At 73.0% G+C, this 21,276-nt stretch carries 15 protein-coding genes; 7 read left to right on the top strand and 8 right to left on the bottom strand.

What is annotated here, in order from left to right:
* Positions 1-2: 2 nt before the first annotated feature.
* Positions 3-2,129 (top strand): bifunctional polysaccharide deacetylase/glycosyltransferase family 2 protein, encoded by a 2,127-nt coding sequence (locus ACTMTB_RS06360; protein ID WP_441143176.1) that lies wholly within the window; start codon positions 3-5, stop codon positions 2,127-2,129.
* 19 nt (positions 2,130-2,148) lie between these two features.
* Here the strand turns inward: ACTMTB_RS06360 and ACTMTB_RS06355 are convergent, their stop codons facing one another.
* Both ACTMTB_RS06355 and ACTMTB_RS06350 read right to left on the bottom strand, forming a co-directional pair.
* On the bottom strand, positions 2,149-2,388 hold the full coding sequence (locus tag ACTMTB_RS06355; protein ID WP_441143174.1) for a hypothetical protein: 240 nt from the start codon (positions 2,386-2,388) through the stop codon (positions 2,149-2,151).
* 10 nt (positions 2,389-2,398) lie between these two features.
* Positions 2,399-4,495 carry a S9 family peptidase gene (locus ACTMTB_RS06350; protein WP_441143172.1) on the bottom strand — a complete coding sequence of 699 codons (2,097 nt, stop codon included), beginning with the start codon at positions 4,493-4,495 and terminating at the stop codon, positions 2,399-2,401.
* Between the two features lie 92 nt (positions 4,496-4,587).
* On the opposite strand from ACTMTB_RS06350, the gene ACTMTB_RS06345 reads away from it, so the two are divergent.
* Positions 4,588-5,964 (top strand): FAD-binding oxidoreductase, encoded by a 1,377-nt coding sequence (locus tag ACTMTB_RS06345; protein WP_441143170.1) that lies wholly within the window; start codon positions 4,588-4,590, stop codon positions 5,962-5,964.
* Between the two features lie 9 nt (positions 5,965-5,973).
* Here ACTMTB_RS06345 and ACTMTB_RS06340 read toward each other — a convergent pair whose 3' ends face one another.
* Positions 5,974-6,405: a hypothetical protein gene (locus ACTMTB_RS06340; RefSeq protein ID WP_441143168.1), complete on the bottom strand. Its 432-nt coding sequence runs from the start codon at positions 6,403-6,405 to the stop codon at positions 5,974-5,976.
* Positions 6,406-6,561: 156 nt separating this feature from the next.
* Positions 6,562-8,646, bottom strand: a complete 2,085-nt coding sequence (locus tag ACTMTB_RS06335) for a SpoIIE family protein phosphatase (RefSeq protein WP_441143166.1) — start codon at positions 8,644-8,646, stop codon at positions 6,562-6,564.
* Positions 8,647-8,802: 156 nt separating this feature from the next.
* Between ACTMTB_RS06335 and ACTMTB_RS06330 the strand changes: the two genes are divergently transcribed.
* Complete coding sequence (locus tag ACTMTB_RS06330) at positions 8,803-13,173, top strand: HAMP domain-containing protein (RefSeq protein ID WP_441143164.1); 4,371 nt, start codon at positions 8,803-8,805, stop codon at positions 13,171-13,173.
* Entirely contained in the window at positions 13,170-13,727 is a 558-nt protein-coding gene (locus tag ACTMTB_RS06325; protein ID WP_441143162.1) for a response regulator, read from the top strand. Before ACTMTB_RS06330 ends, ACTMTB_RS06325 begins: the two co-directional genes overlap by 4 nt.
* A 226-nt stretch (positions 13,728-13,953) precedes the next feature.
* On the opposite strand, the gene ACTMTB_RS06320 is transcribed toward ACTMTB_RS06325, so the two are convergent.
* The 3 genes from ACTMTB_RS06320 to ACTMTB_RS06310 form a co-directional block, all read right to left on the bottom strand.
* Positions 13,954-15,150 (bottom strand): NAD(P)/FAD-dependent oxidoreductase, encoded by a 1,197-nt coding sequence (locus ACTMTB_RS06320; protein ID WP_441143160.1) that lies wholly within the window; start codon positions 15,148-15,150, stop codon positions 13,954-13,956.
* Between the two features lie 93 nt (positions 15,151-15,243).
* Complete coding sequence (gene sigJ / locus ACTMTB_RS06315) at positions 15,244-16,188, bottom strand: RNA polymerase sigma factor SigJ (RefSeq protein WP_441143158.1); 945 nt, start codon at positions 16,186-16,188, stop codon at positions 15,244-15,246.
* Positions 16,189-16,294: 106 nt separating this feature from the next.
* A complete protein-coding gene (locus ACTMTB_RS06310; protein ID WP_441143156.1) occupies positions 16,295-16,816 on the bottom strand; it encodes a GbsR/MarR family transcriptional regulator in 522 nt (173 codons plus the stop codon).
* 92 nt (positions 16,817-16,908) lie between these two features.
* Here ACTMTB_RS06310 and ACTMTB_RS06305 point away from each other — a divergent pair, with 92 nt between their 5' ends.
* Positions 16,909-17,820, top strand: a complete 912-nt coding sequence (locus ACTMTB_RS06305) for an ABC transporter ATP-binding protein (protein ID WP_441143153.1) — start codon at positions 16,909-16,911, stop codon at positions 17,818-17,820.
* The gene (locus ACTMTB_RS06300; RefSeq protein WP_441143151.1) at positions 17,817-19,409 is read left to right on the top strand and encodes an ABC transporter permease; all 1,593 of its coding nucleotides are present in this window, start codon (positions 17,817-17,819) and stop codon (positions 19,407-19,409) included. The genes ACTMTB_RS06305 and ACTMTB_RS06300 overlap by 4 nt, the downstream gene beginning before the upstream one ends.
* Before the next feature lie 54 nt (positions 19,410-19,463).
* On the opposite strand, the gene ACTMTB_RS06295 is transcribed toward ACTMTB_RS06300, so the two are convergent.
* Positions 19,464-19,796: an STAS domain-containing protein gene (locus tag ACTMTB_RS06295; protein WP_238451628.1), complete on the bottom strand. Its 333-nt coding sequence runs from the start codon at positions 19,794-19,796 to the stop codon at positions 19,464-19,466.
* Positions 19,797-19,938: 142 nt separating this feature from the next.
* Here ACTMTB_RS06295 and hemL point away from each other — a divergent pair, with 142 nt between their 5' ends.
* Entirely contained in the window at positions 19,939-21,276 is a 1,338-nt protein-coding gene (hemL, locus tag ACTMTB_RS06290; RefSeq protein WP_210778268.1) for a glutamate-1-semialdehyde 2,1-aminomutase, read from the top strand.

The following is a 21,276-nucleotide window of genomic DNA, read 5'->3' as shown; positions in this document are numbered from 1 at the left end:
CCGTGGCGCGTCACGTAGCCCGCCGCGACCCGCGGGCCCACTGGGTGCTGCTCCTGCTCGGCCTGTTCCTGCTGCTCGCCGCGCTGACCGTCAACGGGCTGGTCACCGGGCTCACCGGCGGCTCCGGGCCGTCCGCCGCCCCGGACGTGCCCGGGCCGAGGACAGTCACCGGCGGCGGGCCGGTGCTGCGGCTGGACCAGCCCGAACCGGTCAGCCGGCGGATGCCGGACCGCACCATCGCGCTCACCTTCGACGACGGGCCGGACCCGCGGTGGACGCCCGAGCTGCTCGACGTGCTGCGCCGGCACGGGGCGCACGCCACCTTCTTCGTGGTCGGCTCCCGGGTCAACGCGCACCCCGAGCTGGTCCGGCGGATCCTCGACGAGGGGCACGAGCTCGGCTCGCACACCTACACCCACGCCGACCTCGCCACGGTCTCCGGCTGGCGGGCCGACCTGGAGCTGTCGCTGACCCGCAAGGCGATCGCCGCGGCCACCGGCCGGGAGGTCACCCTGCTCCGGCCCCCCTTCTCGTCCACCACCCCGTCGCTGACCGCCGCCGGGTACGACGCGCTGCGGGCCGCCGCCGGCAGCGGGCACGTGGCCGTGCTCGCCGACCTGGACCCCAAGGACTGGCAGCGCCCCGGCGTACCGGCGATCGTCCGGGCGGCGACCCCGCAGCCGGGGCGGGGGGCGGTGGTGCTCATGCACGACGGCGGCGGTGACCGCGGCCAGACCGTGGCAGCCGTGGACCAGCTGCTCACCCGACTGTCGAAGCAGGGCTACCGGTTCACCACCGTCTCCGAGGGCGTCGACGCGCCGCCGTCGACCGTCCCGGCCGGCGTCGGCACCCGGTTGAGCGGCCACGCGCTGCGCTGGACCCAGACCGGGGCCGAGTGGGCGGCCACCGCGATGAACGTCCTGCTCGCCGTCGCGCTGGTGCTCGGCGTCGCCCGGCTCGCCGTGCAGGTGACCTGCGCGCAGCTGCACGTCCGCCGGGTACGCCGGCCCCGGCACCCCCGGCCGCCGGTCACCGCGCCGGTCTCGGTGATCGTGCCCGCGTACAACGAGGCGGCGAACATCGCGGCGACGGTGCGGTCGCTGGTGGCCAGCGCGTACCCGGCGCTGGAGGTGATCGTGGTGGACGACGGCTCCAGCGACGGCACCGCCGACATCGTGGAGCGGATGGGCCTGCGCGGGGTACGGGTGATCCGGCAGGCCAACGCCGGCAAGCCGGCCGCGCTGAACACCGGCATCCGGGCCGCCCGGGCCGACCTGCTGGTGCTGGTCGACGGGGACACCGTCTTCCAGCCGGACACCGTGCACCGGCTGGTGCAGGGCTTCGCCGACCGCACCGTCGGGGCGATCTCCGGCAACACCAAGGTCGCCAACCGGCGTCGGCTGCTGGGTCGCTGGCAGCACCTGGAGTACGTGATCGGCTTCAACCTCGACCGCCGGATGTACGACGTGCTGGAGTGCATGCCGACCATCCCCGGCGCGATCGGCGCGTTCCGCCGCGAGGTGCTGCTCGCCGTCGGCGGTGTCCCCTCGGACACGCTCGCCGAGGACACCGACCTGACCATGCAGGTGCTCCGGGCCGGCTGGCGGGTGGTGTACGAGGAGGCGGCGATCGCCTGGACCGAGGCGCCCTCCTCGCTGCGTCAGCTCTGGCGGCAGCGCTACCGCTGGTGCTACGGCACCATGCAGGCGATGTGGAAGCACCGGCACGCCCTGCGCGAGCCGGGGGCCGGGGGCAAGCTGGGTCGGCGGGGCCTGCCGTACCTGACGGTGTTCCAGATCGTGCTGCCGCTGGCCGCCCCGGCGGTCGACGTGTACGCCGTCTACGGCCTGCTCTTCCTGCCCTGGTCGACGCTCGTGCTGGCCTGGGTGGGGCTGCTCCTGCTCCAGGGGCTGACCGCCGCGTACGCGCTGCGACTGGACCGGGAGCGCTACGGCCCACTGTGGACGCTGCCGTTGCAGCAGCTGGTCTACCGGCAGGTGATGTACCTGGTGGTGGTGCAGTCGGCGGTCACCGCGGTGATCGGCAACCGGCTGCGCTGGCAGCGGATGATCCGCACCGGCGAGGCGGCGGCGCTGGCCGGCGCGGCCCCGCCCGGCCGCTCCCGCTGACCGCTCGGGGGCGGTGGGGTCAGCGGGAGTCGAGGAGGCCGGCGGACCAGGAGAGGGCCAGGCCGACCACCGCCGAGCAGCAGCAGATCAGCAGGGTGGCGGCGACCACGCCGACGATCAGCCAGGCCGGCCCGCGCCGGGCCGCGCCCGGTTCCGCTCCCGCCTGTGCTTCCGCTTCCGCGCCCGGTTCCGGTTCCGGCGCCGGTACGTCCGGGCCGGGCGGCTCCTCGTCCGCCCGGCCCTCGTCGTGACTGGTCAAGCCGGCGGCCTCAGGCTTGGCCGAGCTTGTCGAGGATCCAGGCGTTGATGAACGCCTCCTCGCGCCAGGAGTCGTACCGGCCGCTCGGGCCGCCGTGCCCGGCGCCCATCTCGGTCTTGAGCAGGTAGTCGCCCTGCGGGACGATCGCCCGCAGCCGGGCGATCCACTTCGCCGGCTCGTGGTAGAGCACCCGGGTGTCGTTGAGGCTGGTCACCGCGAGGATGGCCGGATAGTCGACCGCCGCCACGTTCTCGTACGGGGTGTACGACTTCATGTACGCGTACACCTCCGGGTCGGCGAGCGGGTTGCCCCACTCCTCCCACTCGGTGACGGTCAGCGGCAGCGACGGGTCGAGGATCGAGGTGAGCGCGTCCACGAAGGGCACCTGCGCGACGATCCCGGCGAACGCGTCCGGGGCCAGGTTGGCGACCGCGCCCATCAGCAGCCCGCCGGCCGAGGCGCCCCGGGCGACCAGCCGGTCACCGGCCGTCCAGCCGGCCTTGACCAGGTGGCGGGCGCAGGCCACGAAGTCGGTGAAGGTGTTCTTCTTGGCCAGCAGCTTGCCCTCGTCGTACCAGCGCCGGCCCAGTTCACCGCCGCCGCGGATGTGCGCCACGGCGAAGACGACGCCCCGGTCGAGCAGGGAGAGCCGAGCGATGGAGAACCACGGGTCCATGCTGGCCTCGTACGAGCCGTACCCGTAGATCACGCAGGGGGCCGAGCCGTCCTTGGGGGTGCCCGCGCGGCAGACCAGCGAGATCGGCACCCGGGTGCCGTCGTCGGCGAGCGCCCAGTCGCGGTGCTGCTCGTAGTCGGCCGGGTCGTACGCCCGCCCGTCCGGCCCCGGCCGGACCGGCTTGCGGCGGCGCAGCACCATCTGCCGGGTGACCAGGTCGTAGTCGTACACCGAGTCCGGGGTGACCAGGGAGGTGTAGCGCAGCCGGATCTCCCGGGTGCGGTACTCCGGGTTGGCGTCCAGGCCGACGCTGTAGATCGGCTCCGGGAAGTCGATGTCGTGGGCGTCGCCGTCGCCGACCGGGATGACCCGCAGGCCGGTGAGGCCGTTGCTGCGCAGCGAGACGACGAGGTGGTCGGAGAACGCGTCGACCGACTCCAGCCGGGTGCCGGGGGAGTGCTCGATCAGCGGCACCCAGTCGCCCGGCGCGTCCGCCGAGGTGTACGCCAGCGCGAAGTCCTCCGCGCCGTCGTTGTGCAGGATCAGGAAACGGTGGCCGTGGTGCTCGACCGTGTACTCGATCCCCTGCCGGCGCGGGGCGATCACCGCCGGCTCGCCGGTGGGGTTGCCGGCCGGGATGACCCGGACCTCGCTGGTCACCTTGCTGTGGATGTCGATGAGCACGAAGCGCTCGGAGCGGGTCAGGTCGACGCCGACCCAGAATCGCTCGTCGTCCTCCTGGTGGACCACCACGTCCTCGGTCGACGGGGTGCCGACGGCGTGCCGCCACACCCGGTTGGGCCGCCACGCCTCGTCCACGGTGACGTAGAAGAGCACCGCGGCGTCCGCCGACCAGGCGGTGCCGTAGAAGGTGCCGGGCACCTCGTCGGGGAGCAGCTCGCCGGTGCTCAGGTCCTTGATCCGCAGGGTGAACCGCTCGTCGCCGGCGAAGTCCGTCGAGTACGCCAGCCAGCGCCCGTCCGGGCTGACGTCGAACGCGCCGAGGGCGAAGAAGTCGTGCCCCTCGGCGAGCAGGTTGCCGTCGAGCAGCACCTCCTCGCCGTCGAGCGGGGCGCCGTCCGCGCTGACCGGGGGCACGGTCTCGCCGTCGCGGACCGCCCGACGGCAGTGCACGCCGTACTGCTGGCCCTCGACCGTGCGGGTGTAGTACCAGTAGCCGCCCTTGCGGCTGGGCACCGACAGGTCGGTCTCCTGGGTGCGCCGGCGGGTCTCCTCGAACAGCTCCGCGCGCAGCCCTTCCAGGTGCGCCGTGCGGGCCTCGGTGTACGCGTTCTCGGCGGTCAGGTGGGCGATCGTCGCCGGGTCGTCCTTGGCGGCGAGCCAGGCGTACTCGTCGATGACGGTGTCGCCGTGGTGGGTGCGCTCGGCGGGCACCCGGTTCGCGACGGGCGCGGAGGTCTTCTTGGTCACGGGCGTCACGTTACCGGCCGGGCAACGCCCGCGACCCGGCCTCTTCGCCCGACCCGCCGCCAGGTCTTTCGAACATGTGTACGATGACCGGCATGGCGGCAGCAGCACGATCCACCGGCGCAATGGAGATCACCCGACGGCTCACCGCGATCTGCGGTCCCTCCTTCGCCCGCTTCGCCGGGGCGGCCGACGAGGTCGCCGGGCGGGCCGCCCGCTGGGTGGCGGTGCCCGGCGGTGCCGAGGCCGCCGCCGAGGTGCTGCGGCTGGCCGCCCGGCACGACCTGAGCGTGGTGCCCCGGGGCGCCGGCACGAAGATCGACTGGGGTGCGGCACCGGCCCGGGTCGACGTCATGCTCGACACCGGCCGGCTCGCCGGCCTCGGCCACCAGCCGGTCGGCTCGCCGGTGGCCGAGATCGGCGCCGGCACCCCGCTGCGCGCGGTGCAGTCCATCCTGGAGCGCACCGGCCGGCGGCTGCCGCTGGATCCGTCCTCGCCCGGCGCCACCCTCGGCGGGGTGCTCGCCGCCGACGAGGCCGGCCCGCTGCGCCACCGGTACGGCACCGCCTGCGAGCAACTGGTCGGCCTGCGCTGGCTGGACGCCGACGGCGAGCCGGTCAGCGCGGGCGCGGCCGAGCCGCCGGCCGGGCCGGCGCCGGTCGGGCTCGACGTGGGCCGGCTGCTCTGCGGCTCGCAGGGCGGGCTCGGGGTGCTGGTCTCGGCCACGCTGCGGGTGCAGGCCGTACCGGCCAGCCGGGTCTGGGTGACCCGGCCGGTGTGGACGCCGCTGGAGGTGCACGACCTGGTCTGCGCGGTGCTCGCCACCCGCCTCGACCCGTCCGCCGTCGAGCTCGACCTGCCCGCCGCCGGGTCCCGGTCGCACCGGCCGGTGCACCCGTCGCTGGCGGCGGCCCGCGCCAACCACCCCTCGATGGCCGGGCGGCGCGGCGAGCAGTCGGCGGCGCGCGGTGGCGCCGGCACCCTGGCGGTGCTGCTGGAGGGGGGCCCGGCCGACGTCACCGAGCGGGCCGAGCGGCTGGTGGCGCTCTTCGAGGGCCAGGCGAGCGTGCTCGACGCGGCCCCGTCGTGGTGGCGGCGCTACCCGTTCGGGCCGGGCGACACGGCGTTGCGCATCGAGGTGCCGATCACCGACCTGCACGCCGCGGTCTACGCGCTGCGGGACGCGGCCGGCGCTCCGGTCCCGGTGCGCGGCTCCGCCGGCCTGGGCGTGGTGCACGCGGCCCTGCCCGGGGGGCTGTCCGGCGAGCGGGTCGCCTCGATCCTCGCCGCCGTACGCGGGGTGCTGCTCGCCCGGCGGGGGCGGTGCGTGGTGGTCAACGCGCCCGAGCCCGTCCGGCAGGCCGTCGACGTGTGGGGTGAGCCGGCGGTGATTCCCCGGCTGCGGGCGGCGAAGGACCACCTCGACCCGCACCGGCGGCTCGCCCCGGGCCGCCTGCCCGGCGGGCTGTGAGCGCCGGCGTCAGTCCAGCCACCACCGCTGCATGTCGTGCAGCGGTGGGGTGAAGCGCAGCACCGTCAGCGCGAGCGTGGTGAGCGTGGCGGCGAGCAGCAGGGTCCGGGCGCGAGGCGGCAGCCGGTCCCGCTCCCGGGCCAGCACCGCTGCGGTGTAGAGGGCCAACGCCGGCCCGAGCACGACTCCCGCGAGATACAGCAGGGACACCGCCAGGTAGAGCCAGGCGAACGGGTTCGCCCCGCTGATGCCGAACGGCACCATGTCCTTCGGGTCGTACTGGCCGGTGACCATCTCCGCCGGGCCCACCCCGGCACTGGCCATCCGACCCAGGTAGGCCGCCGCCAGCACGACGAGCGCCCCGGCGAGCACGAGGTGCCCGGCGAGGATGACGCCGACCCGCGGGCGGCGTTCCTCGCTGCCACCCGCGACATCCGACATGCGGTCACGGTACTCGCATCGACATGTGTGCGATGTCCCTGGCGTTCGGGGTCCCCGGCGGGGCGGTGATCGACTCCGGTTGCGGCATGTCGCGCCTTCCGGCGGCCGGGACACCGCGACCCGCCGCAAACCGAGTTGATCACCCGGGCGACGGGCTCAGAGGGCGTCGTTGCGGAGCACCAGGATGGCGATGTCGTCCCGGGGTGTCTCCACCGAGAAGTTGATCGCGGTGGCGCGCAGCCGGGCGGCGACCACGTCGGCCGAGTACCCGGCCAGCGGGGCGGCCGCGTCCCGGAGCCGGTCGACGCCGAACAGCTCCCGGCCGCGCCGGCGCTCGGTCACCCCGTCGGTGTAGAAGACCAGCGAGTCGCCGGCCGCGAGGGGGATCTCCGCCGTCGGCGAGGTGATCGTGTCGATCAGCCCCAGCGCGGTGCCGCCGGTGCCGACGAAGGCGGCGCCCCCGGTGCCGCGCAGCAGCACCGGGCGGTCGTGGCCGGCCAGGTGCAGCGAGACGTCGAGCTGCCCGTACCGGCCCGGCCCGACGGCGGCGAGCGCGAGGGTGCAGTAGCGCCCGCCGCCGCGCTCCACCAGGGTCTCGTTCAGTCGGGCCAGCACCTCGGGCAGCGGCTTGCCGTCGCCGACCAGCACCCGGATCACGTCCCGCACCAGCCCGGTGACCGCCGCCGCCTGCACGCCCTTGCCGGAGACGTCGCCGATCACCACCAGCCAACGCCCGTCGGGCAGCGGCAGCACGTCGTAGAAGTCGCCGCCGACCTCGGCGTCGTCGCCGGTCGGGACGTACTCGGCGGCGAAGCCGATTCCCTCGACCACCGGCAGCACCGGCGGGAGCAGCGACTGCTGAAGCGTCTGGGCCACCCGGCGCCGTTCGGCGTGGATCCGGGCGTTCTCGATGGCGAGGGCGGCCCGGCGGGCCACGTCCTCCAGCACGGCGACCTCGTCCGGGTCGTGCCGGTGCCGCAGGTGCCGGCCGACGGCCAGGGTGCCCAGCCGCTGGCCGCGGGCGATCAACGGCACGGCGAAGCCCTCCAGCGGGGGGCCGAGCGGCACCTGCGCGGCGCTGCGGGACGCCTCCCGCAGCCGGGCCTGGACCGAGTCCGGGCCGACCTCCTGGAGCACCTTGTGCAGCTGCGGCAGCATCGCCTCGTCGGCGTGGCTGGAGGCGGCCAGCCGCAGCCGGCCCCACTCGTCGGTGGTGTGCACGGCGCACCACTGGCCGAGCCGGGGCACCACCAGCTGCGGGATCAGCGCCATGGTCAGCTCGACGTCCAGCGACTGGGCGAGCAGCTCGCTCGCCTCGGCGAGGAAGGTCAGCCACGCCTGCCGGCGGACGTCCGCCCGGCGCAGCCGGTCGTTCTCCAGGTGCAGCGACAGCCGTTCGGCGGCGAGCACGGCGAGCGGTCGCGCGTACGCCGAGGGGGCCGCGTCCAGCTCCAGCTCCCCGGCGTACGGGCGGTGCACCGCCAACGGCACCTGGAGCAGCTCGTTGCCCGGGCGGGGTTGGCGGCCGTACCGGGCCAGCGGCTGGGTGCCCTGCCCGTCGCCCCGGTCCAGCCGGATCACGCCGCCGGCCGCGCCCACCATCTCGGCGACCCGGGTGAGCAGGTCGGCGGCGAAGTCGGGCAGCGGGTCGTCGGCGTTCGGGTCGGGGCTGGTCTGGGTCAGCTCGCTCATCGCGGCGGCGCTCGGCGCGGAACTCGCCGCCACGGTGCCCTCCCCGCCGTTCGCGGGGACGTGCTCCAGCGCCACCGGGCCGGCGGGGGCGGCGCCGGGGCGGTCCAGCCGGAACCAGACCCCCTTGCCGGTGGGCAGGTACGTCGTCCCCCAGCGGCTGGCGAAGTGGTCGACGAGCAGCAGCCCGCGGCCCCGCTCGGAGACCTCGTCGATGTTCTCGGTGTCGCTGCGGATGCCGACCACCAGCTCGTCCACCGGGCCGGTGGCGAAGTCGGAGACGGTCACGGTGAGCCCGACCGGGTCGGCGACGACCTCGATGTCCAGTTCGGTGCGGGCGTGCTCCACCGCGTTGGTGGAGAGTTCGGTGGTCAGCAGCAGCGCCTCGTTGAGCAGGTCGTCGAGGTCGGCCTCGGCCAGCACCGAGCGGACCAGCGCCCGGGCGGCGGCGGGCGTACGCCGATCGGCGGGCAGCCGGACGCGCCGGACGTGCTCGTCCTGGCCCCCGTCCGACGCGGGCCCCGTCTCCGCTGACACCCTCGTATCCTCCATCGCTGCCGGCCGGGTGCCAAGCCGGACGTCGCGACACGGACGGCGCCACACCGGGCGCGCGGCGCACTTCGCGTCCGTGGCATCGACACCCGCGCGGGCACAATGATGGGATGGCGGCGTGTCGGCAAGCGCCGGTGGCCCCGAGCTGAGCGAGGAATGATGAGCGCGAAACAGTCGGTGACCGCGGATCCGTCCGCTTCCGAGCACGCGGCGCTTCTCGTCGAGCTGGCGGAGGCGCTGCGGCGGGTGCGGGGCGGCGACTTCAAGGTCCGGCTGCCCCGGCGCGCGGGTGCGGCCGGTGAGGTGGCGGACGCCTTCAACGACGTGGTGTCGATCCAGGAGCGGCAGCACCTGGACCTGCGCCGGATCAGCCGGATCGTCGGCCGGGACGGCCGGCTCACCGAACGCCTCGACGAGGAGGGGTTCGACGGTTCCTGGGCGGAGGGGCAGCGGGCGATCAACTCGCTGATCGACGACCTGGGGCGGCCGACCACCGAGATCGCCCGGGTGATCGTGGCGGTGGCCGACGGCGACCTCTCCCAGCACATGGCGCTGGAGATCGACGGTCGCCCGCTGCGCGGTGAGTACCTGCGCATCGGCCGCACGGTCAACACGATGGTCGACCAGCTCTCGTCCTTCTCCAACGAGGTGACCCGGGTGGCCCGGGAGGTGGGCACCGAGGGCAAGCTCGGCGGCCAGGCCGACGTCCGGGGCGTCGCCGGCACCTGGAAGGACCTCACCGACTCGGTGAACACCATGGCGTCGAACCTGACCGGCCAGGTGCGGTCGATCTCGCAGGTGGCGACGGCGGTGGCCAAGGGCGACCTGTCGCAGAAGATCACCGTCGGGGCGCGCGGCGAGGTGGCCGAGCTGGCCGACACGATGAACTCCCTCACCGACACCCTGCGGCTCTTCGCCGAGCAGGTGACCCGGGTGGCCCGCGAGGTGGGCACCGAGGGCAAGCTCGGCGGTCAGGCGGAGGTGCCGAACGTCGCCGGCACCTGGAAGGACCTGACCGACAGCGTCAACTCGATGGCGTCGAACCTGACCGCCCAGGTGCGCAACATCGCCCAGGTCTCCACCGCGGTGGCCCGGGGTGACCTGTCGCAGAAGATCACCGTTGCGGCGCAGGGTGAGATCCTGGAGCTGAAGGACACCGTCAACACGATGGTGGACCAGCTGTCGTCGTTCGCCGGCGAGGTGACCCGGGTGGCCCGCGAGGTGGGCATCGAGGGCAAGCTGGGTGGCCAGGCCCAGGTGCGTGGGGTCTCCGGCACCTGGCGTGACCTCACCGAGAACGTCAACCAGCTCGCCGGCAACCTGACCAGCCAGGTCCGCAACATCTCGCAGGTCTCCACGGCGGTCGCGAAGGGTGACCTGAGCCAGAAGATCACCGTCGACGCGCAGGGCGAGATCCTGGAGCTGAAGAACACCGTCAACACGATGGTGGACCAGCTGTCGTCGTTCGCCGACGAGGTGACCCGGGTGGCGCGCGAGGTGGGTACCGAGGGCAAGCTGGGTGGTCAGGCGCAGGTCAAGGGCGTCCTGGGTACGTGGCGGGACCTGACCGACAACGTGAACTCGATGGCGTCGAACCTGACGTCGCAGGTGCGCAACATCGCCTCGGTCACCACGGCGGTGGCGAAGGGTGACCTGTCGCAGAAGATCACGGTTGATGCCCGGGGTGAGATCCTGGAGCTGAAGTCGACGGTGAACACGATGGTGGACCAGCTGTCGTCGTTCGCCGACGAGGTGACCCGGGTGGCCCGAGAGGTGGGTACCGAGGGCAAGCTGGGCGGCCAGGCCCAGGTGCGCGGCGTGGCCGGCACCTGGCGGGACCTGACCGACAACGTGAACTCGATGGCGTCGAACCTGACCGCCCAGGTGCGCAACATCGCCCAGGTTTCCACCGCGGTCGCCAAGGGCGACCTGTCGCAGAAGATCACGGTGGACGCGCAGGGCGAGATCCTGGAGCTGAAGTCGACGGTGAACACGATGGTGGACCAGCTCTCCTCGTTCGCCGACGAGGTGACCCGGGTGGCCCGAGAGGTGGGTACCGAGGGCAAGCTGGGTGGTCAGGCGCAGGTCAAGGGCGTCTCGGGTACGTGGCGGGACCTGACCGACAACGTGAACTCGATGGCGTCGAACCTGACGTCGCAGGTGCGCAACATCGCCTCGGTCACCACGGCGGTGGCGAAGGGAGACCTGTCGCAGAAGATCACGGTGGACGCGCAGGGCGAGATCCTGGAGCTGAAATCCACGGTGAACACGATGGTGGACCAGCTCTCCTCGTTCGCCGACGAGGTCACCCGGGTGGCCCGCGAGGTCGGCATCGAGGGCAAGCTTGGCGGTCAGGCCCAGGTGAAGGGCGTCTCCGGCACCTGGCGCGACCTGACCGAGAACGTCAACCAGCTCGCCTCGACGCTCACCACCCAGCTGCGGGCGATCGCCCAGGTGTCCACCTCGGTGACCCGGGGCGACCTGACCCAGCGGATCGCGGTCAAGGCGCAGGGCGAGGTCGCCGAGCTGAAGGACAACATCAACCAGATGATCGTCACCCTCCGGGAGACGACCAAGAAGAACGCCGAGCAGGGCTGGCTCGACTCCAACCTGGCCCGGATCGGTGGCCTGCTCCAGGGCCAGCGGGACCTCGGCGAGGTCTGCCGCATGATCATGATGGAGGTGACCCCGCTGGTCGACGCGCAGCTCGGCGCGTTCTTCCTGGCGGACACCTCCGAGGGCGTCATGCGGCTGCGGCTGACCGCCTCGTACGGCTACGTGGCGCGCGGCCACGACGTGACCTTCGGGCCCGGGGAGGGGCTGGTCGGTCAGGCGGCGCTGTCGCGCCGCACGATCCGGGTCAACGCGCTGCCCGACGGGCGGCTCACCCTGCGCTCCGGGTTGGCCGAGACGCCCCCGGCCGACCTGGTCGTGCTCCCGGTCCTCTTCGAGGGCGAGCTGCTCGGCGTGATCGAGTTCGCCAGCGTGGCCCGCTTCTCCGAGCTGCACCTGGCGTTCCTGGAGCGGCTGGTGCTGACCACCGGCATCGCGGTCAACACGATCCAGGCCAACCGGCGGACCGAGGAGCTGCTGGCGCAGTCGCAGCGGCTGGCCCTGGAGTTGCAGGACCAGTCGGCGGAGTTGCAGCGCACCAACGCCGAGCTGGAGGACAAGGCCAAGCTGCTCTCCGAGCAGAAGGGCAACATCGAGACCAAGAACCGCGAGATCGAGCTGGCCCGGCTCGGCCTGGAGGAGAAGGCGCAGCAGCTCACCCGGGCTTCGGCGTACAAGTCGGAGTTCCTGGCCAACATGAGCCACGAGCTGCGGACGCCGCTGAACTCGCTGCTGCTGCTGGCCCGGCTGCTGGCCGAGAACTCGGAGCAGAACCTCAGCCGCAAGCAGATCGAGTTCGCCCGCACCATCCACAGCGCCGGCTCGGACCTGCTCTCCCTGATCGACGACATCCTGGACCTGTCCAAGATTGAGGCGGGCCGGATGGACGTCCAGCCGACCGAGATCCGGTTCGACGAGATCCGCGGGTACGTCGAGCAGGCGTTCGCCCCGCAGGCCGAGGAGAAGGGCCTGGACTTCCAGGTACGGGTGGCCAAGGAGCTGCCGCCGGCGCTGGTCACCGACGCCCAGCGGTTGCAGCAGGTCCTGCGCAACCTGCTCTCCAACGCGATCAAGTTCACCGACAACGGCGCGGTGACGTTGCGGATCGCGCCGGCGCCGGAGAACGCGGTCTTCGACGTGCCGGCGCTGACCAACGCCCGGCAGGTGATCGCGTTCACCGTGATCGACACCGGCATCGGCGTCTCCGACGACAAGCTGTCGCTGATCTTCGAGGCGTTCCAGCAGGCCGACGGCACCACCAGCCGCCGCTACGGCGGGACGGGGCTGGGGCTGTCGATCAGCCGGGACCTGGCCCGCCTGCTGGGCGGCACGATCACCGTCACGTCGGCGCCCGGTCAGGGCTCGACGTTCACCCTCTTCGTACCCGATGTGCTGGCGCCGGACGCGGTGGTGGCGCCGCAGGCCCCGTCGCCGCAGCGCGCGGGCCTGCCCTCGTCGTTGCTGATGCCGCCGATGGAGCTGCTGCCCCAGCCGGCGGAGGCTCCGGCCACCCGGCAGCTCGACGGCGCCACGGTGCTGATCGTCGACGACGACGTACGGAACGTGTTCGCGCTGACCTCCGCGTTGGAGTTGCACGGCATGGCCGTGTTGTACTCGGACAACGGGGCGGACGGTGTCCGTCTGCTGGCGGAGCATCCGGAGGTGGACATCGTGTTGATGGATGCGATGATGCCGGATCAGGACGGATACGAGACCACCAGGCAGATCCGCCGCAACCACCGCTTCGCGGACCTGCCGATCGTCTTCCTGACGGCGAAGGCGATGCCGGGTGACCGGGAGTCGGCCCTGGCGGCCGGGGGCAGTGACTACATCACCAAACCGGTCGACCTGGACGAGTTGATCGAGCGGATGGCGTCGTGGATCAGCGGCAGCCGAGGCGAGGAGAGTTCGTGACGCAGACAGCCAAGGCGCTGCTGGTGGACGACCGGCGGGAGAACCTGATGGCGCTGGAGGCCATTCTCCAGGGCCTTCCGGTGCAGTCGGTCGCCGTGGAGAGCGGTGAGGCGGCGCTGAAGCAGTTGCTGGTGGACGACTTCGCGGTGATCCTGCTTGACGCTCAGATGCCGGACATGGACGGGTTCGAGACCGCCAGTCACATCAAGCGGCGGGAGCGGACCCGGCACGTGCCGATCATCTTCCTCACCGCCGCCGACAAGGACGCGCAGCTCGCCCTGCGCGGCTACGCGGTGGGCGCGGTCGACTACCTCACCAAGCCCTTCGACCCCTGGGTGCTGCGGGCCAAGGTGTCGGTCTTCGTGGAGCTGTGGGTGAAGACCCGGCAGCTCGCCGCGCAGTCCGACCTGGTGCGGGAGCGGGACGCCCAGTGGCGGGTGCTCACCGACGCGGTGGACGAGGCGTCCTCGCTGCTGCGCGCCAACGACGACCAGGAAACCCGCGACCGGGCGGTGGAGATCCTGGAGCAGGCCCGCTGGGGCAACACCGCCTGATCCTGGGTAAGCGTCCCGCGCCGCCCCAAGACCCGCACACATTCACGGGACGAGTGGCCGCGGCGCGCTTGGAAGGCACGATCGGTTCCGATCGGGCGACCAGGTCACCGTCGACGTCGACGCCTGGGAGCCCCCGGCCGAGGACCTCCGCCCGGCGATCGTCGCCGCTTGGACCGACAGCGAAGCGGACGGCCTCGCATCGAGGGCGCCCGCTTCGCCGCGTGCACTAGGCCAGTGTCTTGACGGCCGAGCCCGCCGTGGCCCGCTCCCGCGCGACGCGGCGGCGCCGGGTTGGCAGCCCGAGCGTCGGGTTCGCGACGCCCCAGGCGGCGCCTTTGCAGATCAGTTCCTTGTAGACGGCGGCGAGCTGACCGGTCAGTGCCGCCCGCACGGCGCGGTCGTCGGCGGTCACGTACTGGATCACGCCTTCCTTGCGGCCCAGGGAGATGCACTGTTGGAAGTAGCGGATCGGCATGTTCGGGAGCTTCCCGCCGGTCAGGCGCGCGGCGATCGCGTCGGCGGCCTGCCACGCGGCCGGAGTGCCCGAGGCGCACGACATCCGCAGCGGCTTGTCGCCCGGTCCCATCGCGTAGGCCGCGTCGCCGACGGCGTACACGTCGGGGTGCGAGACCGAGCGCATGGTCCCGTCGACCACGATCTGACCGGCTCCGGTGACCTCCAGGGCGGTCGCCTTCGCGATCGGGTGGACCGCGAAGCCGGTGGTCCACACGGTGACCGCAGCCGGGATGGCCTTGCCGTCGGCGGTCGTGACGCGGTCGGCTTCGACGCCGGTGATGTCTGCGTGCTCGTGCACGGTGATGCCGAGCTTGTCGAAGACCTTCCGCAGGTGCCCGCGGCCCTTGGGCGAGAGCCAGTCGCCGAGGTCGCCGCGGGCGGCGAGGGCGACGTCGAGGTCCGGGCGGGCTTCAGCGATTTCGGTTGCGGCCTCCAGACCGGTGAGGCCGCCGCCGACGACGGTCACGGTCTGCCCGGCCTCCAGGCGGCCCAGGCGCTCGCGCAGCCGGAGCGCTCCCGGGCGGCTGGCGATCTCATGGGCGTGCTCGGCGGTGCCGGGGACGCCCTGGGCGTTCCAGCCGCTGCCGAGGGCGTACACGAGGGTGTCGTACTCCAGCTCCTCGGCGCCGTTGCCGTCCATGACGGCGACGGTCCTGCGGTCGACGTCGACGCCGGTGACCTTCGCGAGCTTCAGTTCGACGCCGGTGCCCGCGAACATCTCGCTGAAGGGCCGGGGCTTGAGGTCCCGGCCGACCGCCAGTTGGTGCATCCGGACCCGCTCCACGAAGTCGGGTTCGGCGTTGACGAGGGTGATGGCGACGTCCTCGCGGTGCAGCCGCTTGGCGAGGCGGCCGGCAGCGATGGCTCCGGTGTATCCGGCTCCGAGGACGATGACGCGGTGCTGCATCTCGGTGCTCCTGTCTGATGCGGGTTCGCCACTTGAACCGGGCGGCCCGCCGTTTCCTGACAGGAATGCGATGTGAAGCACCTCACACGAAGGTCAGAAGGCCTTGAACAGCGGTTCCCCGTGGTCGGCGGCCGCGAACCGCTCGGTCGCGCGCTCCAGCTTGTCGGGGTTGGCCTGGTTGCGGAACGCGGCGATGCCCTCGCCGGTGACCTCCAGGCACACGACGCCGACGACCCGGCCGTCGACGACCGCCACGACGGCGGGGTCGCCGTTGGCGGTCCAGGCGTAGACCTCCGGCGCGCCGCCGACGATGGCGCGCTTGGCCTCGCCGGGTTTGAACAGGCCCCGCAGGAACTTGGCGACCGCGAGGGCGCCCTGGAACGCCTTTGCGCGGGCCGGGACCTTCCCACCGCCGTCGCCGATCGAGATCGCGTCCTCGGTGAGCAGCCGGACGAGCGGCTCGGTCCGGCCGCTGGTGGCGGCCGCGAGGAACTCCTCGACTATCCGCCGGGCGGCGGCCTCGTCGACCTCAGTGCGGGCCTTGCCGTCCGCCACATGCTTCTTGGCGCGGTGGAAGATCTGCTGGCTGGCGGCCTCGGTGATGTCGAGGATCTCCGCGATCTCCCGGTGCGGGTAGTCGAAGGCCTCCCGCAGCACGTACACCGCCCGCTCGCTGGGGGAAAGGCGCTCCATGAGGGTGAGGACCGCGTACGAGACCGATTCGCGCTGCTCGGCGGTGTCGGCCGGGCCAAGCATCGGATCCCCGGCGAGCAGCGGCTCGGGAAGCCATTGGCCCACGTAGGTCTCGCGCCGTGCCCGCGCGGAGGTGAGCTGGTTGAGGCACAGGTTGGTGAGCACCTTCGTAAGCCAGGCCTCGGGGACCTCGATGCGGTCGACGTCGGCGGCCTGCCAGCGCAGGAACGTCTCCTGCACAGCGTCCTCGGCCTCGCCGGCGGAGCCGAGGAGGCGGTAGGCGATGGCCTCCAGGCGGTGCCTGCCGGCCTCGAACCGGTCGACGTCGCTCGCGGTCAAGGGCATGGCCTCGATCCTAGGCGGGGTGGGCGCGGCAACAGTTTCCGGTCATGGGAAGCCCGCACGCCCACGGTTGGCCCGGCCGACCCACCACCCGACGCATCGAGTGAACCTACTGACGGTCGCCCTTAGCCGGGTGGCCCAGGTGGCCGGTGGCGGCCCGCCGGGCCCGCCAGCGCTCGCCGAGCGAGTCGATTTCCTCCTGGACGAAGACGAAGAAGTCCCGCATCTCGGCCACCCGCTCGCCGGCCGGGGTGTCCCGCCCGCGCAGCGCGTCCACGCCTCCGCCGGCGATGTCGATGAAGGTCTTGTAGAGCCCGGTCTTGGTGATGGTCGCCTCGTACCAGGGGTTGTCCGGCATCCGGTAGCGGTCGCGACGGGAGCCCTTGACCGGCTCGCGGACCAGCATGCCGAACTGGGTGAGATAGCGGACAGCGCCGGAGACGGCCGCGGCGCTGACCCCGAGCCGCTCGCCGATCTCGGCGGCGGTCAGCGGCTCGTCCGCGCTCATCACCGTGAAGAGCACCCGGGCGGCCATCCGGGGAAATCCCACGTCGGCGAAGGCCATTGCCATCCGCTCGACGAAGAGGTGGATCTCCTCCTCGTTCCGGCTGGACGGGCTCTCGGCAGACATCGGCGCGGCTCCTCAGTGCTCATCGGGATTCTGATCGTGCCTCAGATCTCACAGTCTTCACAAGTTTCTGAAACAAGTGTAGCTTCCGAAGCATGGAAACTCCCATTGAGGTGTCCGGCCTGGTCAAGACCTTCGGCCGGATCCGGGCGCTCGACGGCCTCGACCTCAGCGTCCGCGCCGGAGAGGTGCATGGCTTCCTCGGGCCCAACGGCTCCGGCAAGTCCACCACCATCCGGATGCTGCTCGGCCTGCTGCGGGCGGACGCGGGGGCCGTCCGACTCCTCGGCGGCGACCCGTGGCGCGACGCGGTCGCGCTGCACCGCCGGCTGGCGTACGTCCCCGGCGACGTGACCCTCTGGCCCAACCTCTCCGGTGGCGAGGTGATCGACCTGCTCGGCCGGATGCGCGGCGGGCTCGACCCGAAGCGCCGCGCCGAGCTGCTGGAATCCTTCGAGCTGGACCCGCGCAAGAAGGGCCGGGCCTACTCCAAGGGCAACCGGCAGAAGGTCGGCCTGGTCGCCGCGTTGGCCTCCCACGTCGAGCTGCTCATCCTCGACGAGCCGACCTCCGGACTGGACCCGCTGATGGAGGAGGTCTTCCAGCAGTGGGTGCGCCGGGCCAAGCAGGACGGCCGGACGGTGCTGCTCTCCAGCCACATCCTCGCCGAGGTGGAGGCGCTCTGCGACCGGGTCACCATCATCCGCAACGGGCGGAACGTGGAGACCGGGACGCTGACCGAGCTGCGCCACCTGCACCGCACCGCCATCGACGCCGAGATCTCCGCCCCGCTGGACGGCCTGGCGGACCTCCCCGGCGTGCACGACCTGCGGGTGGAGGGCAGCCGGGTGCGCTTCGACGTGGACAACCCGGCGCTGGACGCCGCGCTGCGCCGGCTGGCCGAGCTGGGCGTACGGAGCCTGGTCAGCCAGCCGCCGACGTTGGAGGAGCTGTTCCTGCGGCACTACGGGACGACGGCCGACGAGCCGGCCGGGGCGAACCGATGAGCACCCTCACCGGCACCCGGCACCTCGTCCGACTGATCCTGCGCCGCGACCGCGTCCTGCTGCCGCTCTGGGTGCTGGTGCTGGCGGTGCTGCCGATGACGTACGCGACAAGCTTCTTCGAGCTCTTCCCGACCGCCGCCGACCGGGCCGCGTACGCCACCGGCACCGCGACGAACCCCTCGATCGTCGCTCTGCTCGGCCCGGTGTACGGCGACAGCGTCGGCGCGCTCACCGCCCAGCGGGGCGGCTTCCTCACCCTGATCGTCGGGCTGATCAGCCTGCTCACCGTCATCCGGCACACCCGCACCGAGGAGGAGGCCGGCCGCCGCGAGCTGCTCGGCGCCACCGTGCTCGGCCGGTACGCCGGCCTGACCGCCGCGCTGGCCGTCACCTACGCGGCGAACCTGCTGCTCGGCCTGCTCACCGCGGCCGGCCTGGCCGCCACCGGCCTGCCGGCGGCCGGCTCGCTCTCCTACGGGCTGTCGACCGCGCTGGTCGGGGTCGTCTTCGCCACCGTGGGTGGGCTCGCCGCCCAGCTCACCGAGACGGCCGGCGGCGCGCGGGGGATCGCCGTCGGGGTGCTCGGCCTGGCCTTCGCGCTCCGGCTCGCCGGGGACACCGCGGAGCGGGACTGGCCGAGCTGGCTCTCGCCGCTGGGCTGGGCCCCGCGCATCCGGGCGTACGAGGGCGAGCGCTGGTGGGTGCTGGCGCTGCCCGTCGCGCTGACCGCGCTGCTCGGCGCGCTCGCGTACCCGCTGTCGGTGCGCCGCGACCTGGGCGCCGGGCTGCTGCCGCCCCGGCTCGGGCCGGCGCACGCCGGAGGTGGGTTGTCCGGGCCGTTCGGGCTGGCCTGGCGACTGCACCGGGGCGCGCTGCTCGGCTGGTCGGTCGGCTTCGGGCTGCTCGGGCTGATCCTCGGCGGCGCGGCCGAGGCGGCCGGTCGGTCGGTCGAGGGCAACGTCCAGCTCGAGGAGATCATGGCCCGCTTGGGTGGTTCGTCCGCGCTCGCCGAGGCGTACCTGGGCAGCACGCTCGCCTTCGTCGGCCTGGCCGCCGCCGGCTACGGCATCGCGGCCGCGCTGCGGATGCGGACCGAGGAGGCGGCCGGTCGGGCGGAGCCGCTGCTGGCCACCGGGGTGCACCGGTCCCGCTGGCTCGCCTCGCACCTGCTCTTCGCCCTGGTCGGGCCGGTGGTGGTGCTGGCCGTCTCCGGGCTCGCCACCGGGCTCACCTACGGGCTGAGCGTGGGTGACGTGCCGGGCCAGCTGCCCCGGATGCTCGGCGCGGGGCTGGCGCAGGTGCCGGCGGCCTGGGTGCTGGCCGGCCTGGCGGTGCTGCTCTACGGGCTGCTGCCCCGGTTCGCGCCGGTGGCCTGGGGGGTGCTCGTGGTCTGCGTGCTGCTCGGTCAGCTCGGCGCGGTGCTGGAGCTGAGCCAGTGGCTGCTGGACGTCTCCCCGTTCACCCACACCCCGCAGGTGCTCGGCGGCTCGTGGACCGCCACCCCGCTGCTGGCCCTCACCGCCCTGGCCGTCCTGCTGGCCGTGACAGGCCTGACCGGCTTCCGCCGCCGCGACGTCCCCACCAGCTGACCGGTTCGTGAGGTGGGCGGCGGCTGAGCCGTCCACCGCACGGTCCGGCGACGGTCAGGGGGCGGTCTCGTTGCGGATCATCAGGGCGGAGCGCAGCCCGGTGATGTCCAGGACGCGGAGCAGAAAGTCACCGACGTTGCTGAGCACCAGCAGGGTCCGCGCGTGGCTGGCCTTGCGGCTGAGCACGACCAGGGTGCCGAGTCCCTGGGAGTCGCAGAACGTGACGCCGCCCAGGTCGAGCACGATCCGCGGCGGGGGGTCGGCGAGCACCTCGTTGACGACGGCCGACAGTTGGCCGGCCGTGAGCATGTCGATCTCACCGGCCAGGCGAAGCACCACTTCATCGCCCGTCCGGTGTACCGTGATGGACAGTTCGGCACGATCCACCCGGTCAGCCTATCGCGATCTCGACGCCCTGGCCCGGTGAGACCTCTTCGGCCGCCGGGCGCGCGCACCGGGGGTGAGTCTGGTAACCCCGCCCCGGGGTGGCTGCCGATTGGCCGTTCGGCGCTGACACAATGGCGACATCGTGACCGACATATTTTCCGCCGGATCCGGCCGCTACCCGGCCGACGCGCCGGCCTCCGAGGCCCTGTTCGACCGCGCCAAGGCCATCGTGCCGGGCGGGGTGAACTCCCCCGTGCGCGCCTTCCGGGCCGTCGGTGGCACCCCGCGCTTCATGGTCCGGGGAGAGGGCCCCTGGCTCTACGACGCCGACGGCCGGCGCTACGTCGACCTGGTCTGCTCGTGGGGCCCGCTGATCCTCGGTCACGCCCACCCCGAGGTGGTCGAGGCCATCCGGGAGGCCGCCGGCAAGGGCACCAGCTTCGGTACGCCGACGCCCGGCGAGGTCGAGCTGGCCGCGGAGATCGTCGACCGCACCCCGGTCGAGCAGGTCCGCCTGGTCAACTCCGGCACCGAGGCCACCATGTCGGCGATCCGGCTGGCCCGCGGCTTCACCGGGCGTTCCAAGATCATCAAGTTCTCCGGCTGCTACCACGGTCACTCCGACGGGCTGCTCGCCGCCGCCGGCTCCGGCGTGGCCACCCTCGGCCTGCCCGACTCGCCCGGTGTCACCGGCGCGGCGGCGGGTGACACCATCGTGCTGCCGTACAACGACATCACGGCGGTGGAGAAGGTCTTCGCCGACGAGGGCCGGCACATCGCCGCGGTGATCACCGAGGCCGCCGCCGGCAACATGGGCGTGGTCGCCCCGCGCGACGGCTTCAACCAGCGGCTCGCCGCGATCGCCCACGCCGAGGGCGCGCTGCTCATCGTCGACGAGGTGATGACCGGTTTCCGGGTCTCCCGCGCCGGCTGGCACGGGCTCGACCCGTCCGACGCCGACCTGTGGACGTACGGGAAGGTCATGGGCGGCGGACTGCCCGCCGCCGCGTTCGGTGGGCGCACCGAGATCATGGACCGACTGGCCCCCGCCGGCCCGGTCTACCAAGCCGGCACGCTCTCCGGTAACCCGCTGGCCTGCGCCGCCGGCCTGGCCACCCTGCGGCTCGCCGACGACGCGCTCTACCGCCGGCTCGACCAGACCGCCGCCACCGTGGGCCGGCTCGCCGCCGACGCGCTGGCCGCCGCCGGGGTCCCGCACCGCCTGTCGTACGCGGGCAACATGTTCTCGATCTTCTTCACCGACGCCGAGGTGCGCGACTACGACAGCGCCCGCACCCAGCAGGTGCCCGCCTTCAAGGCGTTCTTCCACGCGATGCTCGCCGCCGGCGTGTACCTGCCGCCGAGCGCGTTCGAGTCGTGGTTCGTCTCGGCGGCGATCGACGACGCCGCACTGGAGCAGATCGCGGCCGCGCTGCCGACGGCGGCGAACGCGGCGGCAGCGGCGGGGCACGGGGGGTAG

The organism is Micromonospora sp. L32 (genome assembly GCF_052068055.1).
Lineage (GTDB): Bacteria > Actinomycetota > Actinomycetes > Mycobacteriales > Micromonosporaceae > Micromonospora > Micromonospora purpureochromogenes.
Note: the sequence above shows the minus strand (reverse complement) of the source record. Positions and strands in the feature narration are given on the sequence as shown.

Bases quoted from the DNA above. Each gene is read 5' to 3' on its own strand.
- ACTMTB_RS06330 (WP_441143164.1), top strand. From the start codon at position 8,803: ATGATGAGCGCGAAACAGTCGGTGACCGCGGATCCGTCCGCTTCCGAG.
- ACTMTB_RS06300 (WP_441143151.1), top strand. From the start codon at position 17,817: ATGAGCACCCTCACCGGCACCCGGCACCTCGTCCGACTGATCCTGCGC.
- ACTMTB_RS06305 (WP_441143153.1), top strand. From the start codon at position 16,909: ATGGAAACTCCCATTGAGGTGTCCGGCCTGGTCAAGACCTTCGGCCGG.
- ACTMTB_RS06310 (WP_441143156.1), bottom strand. From the start codon at position 16,816: ATGTCTGCCGAGAGCCCGTCCAGCCGGAACGAGGAGGAGATCCACCTC.
- ACTMTB_RS06320 (WP_441143160.1), bottom strand. From the start codon at position 15,150: ATGCAGCACCGCGTCATCGTCCTCGGAGCCGGATACACCGGAGCCATC.
- ACTMTB_RS06340 (WP_441143168.1), bottom strand. From the start codon at position 6,405: ATGTCGGATGTCGCGGGTGGCAGCGAGGAACGCCGCCCGCGGGTCGGC.
- ACTMTB_RS06345 (WP_441143170.1), top strand. From the start codon at position 4,588: ATGGCGGCAGCAGCACGATCCACCGGCGCAATGGAGATCACCCGACGG.
- sigJ (WP_441143158.1), bottom strand. From the start codon at position 16,188: ATGCCCTTGACCGCGAGCGACGTCGACCGGTTCGAGGCCGGCAGGCAC.
- ACTMTB_RS06335 (WP_441143166.1), bottom strand. From the start codon at position 8,646: ATGGAGGATACGAGGGTGTCAGCGGAGACGGGGCCCGCGTCGGACGGG.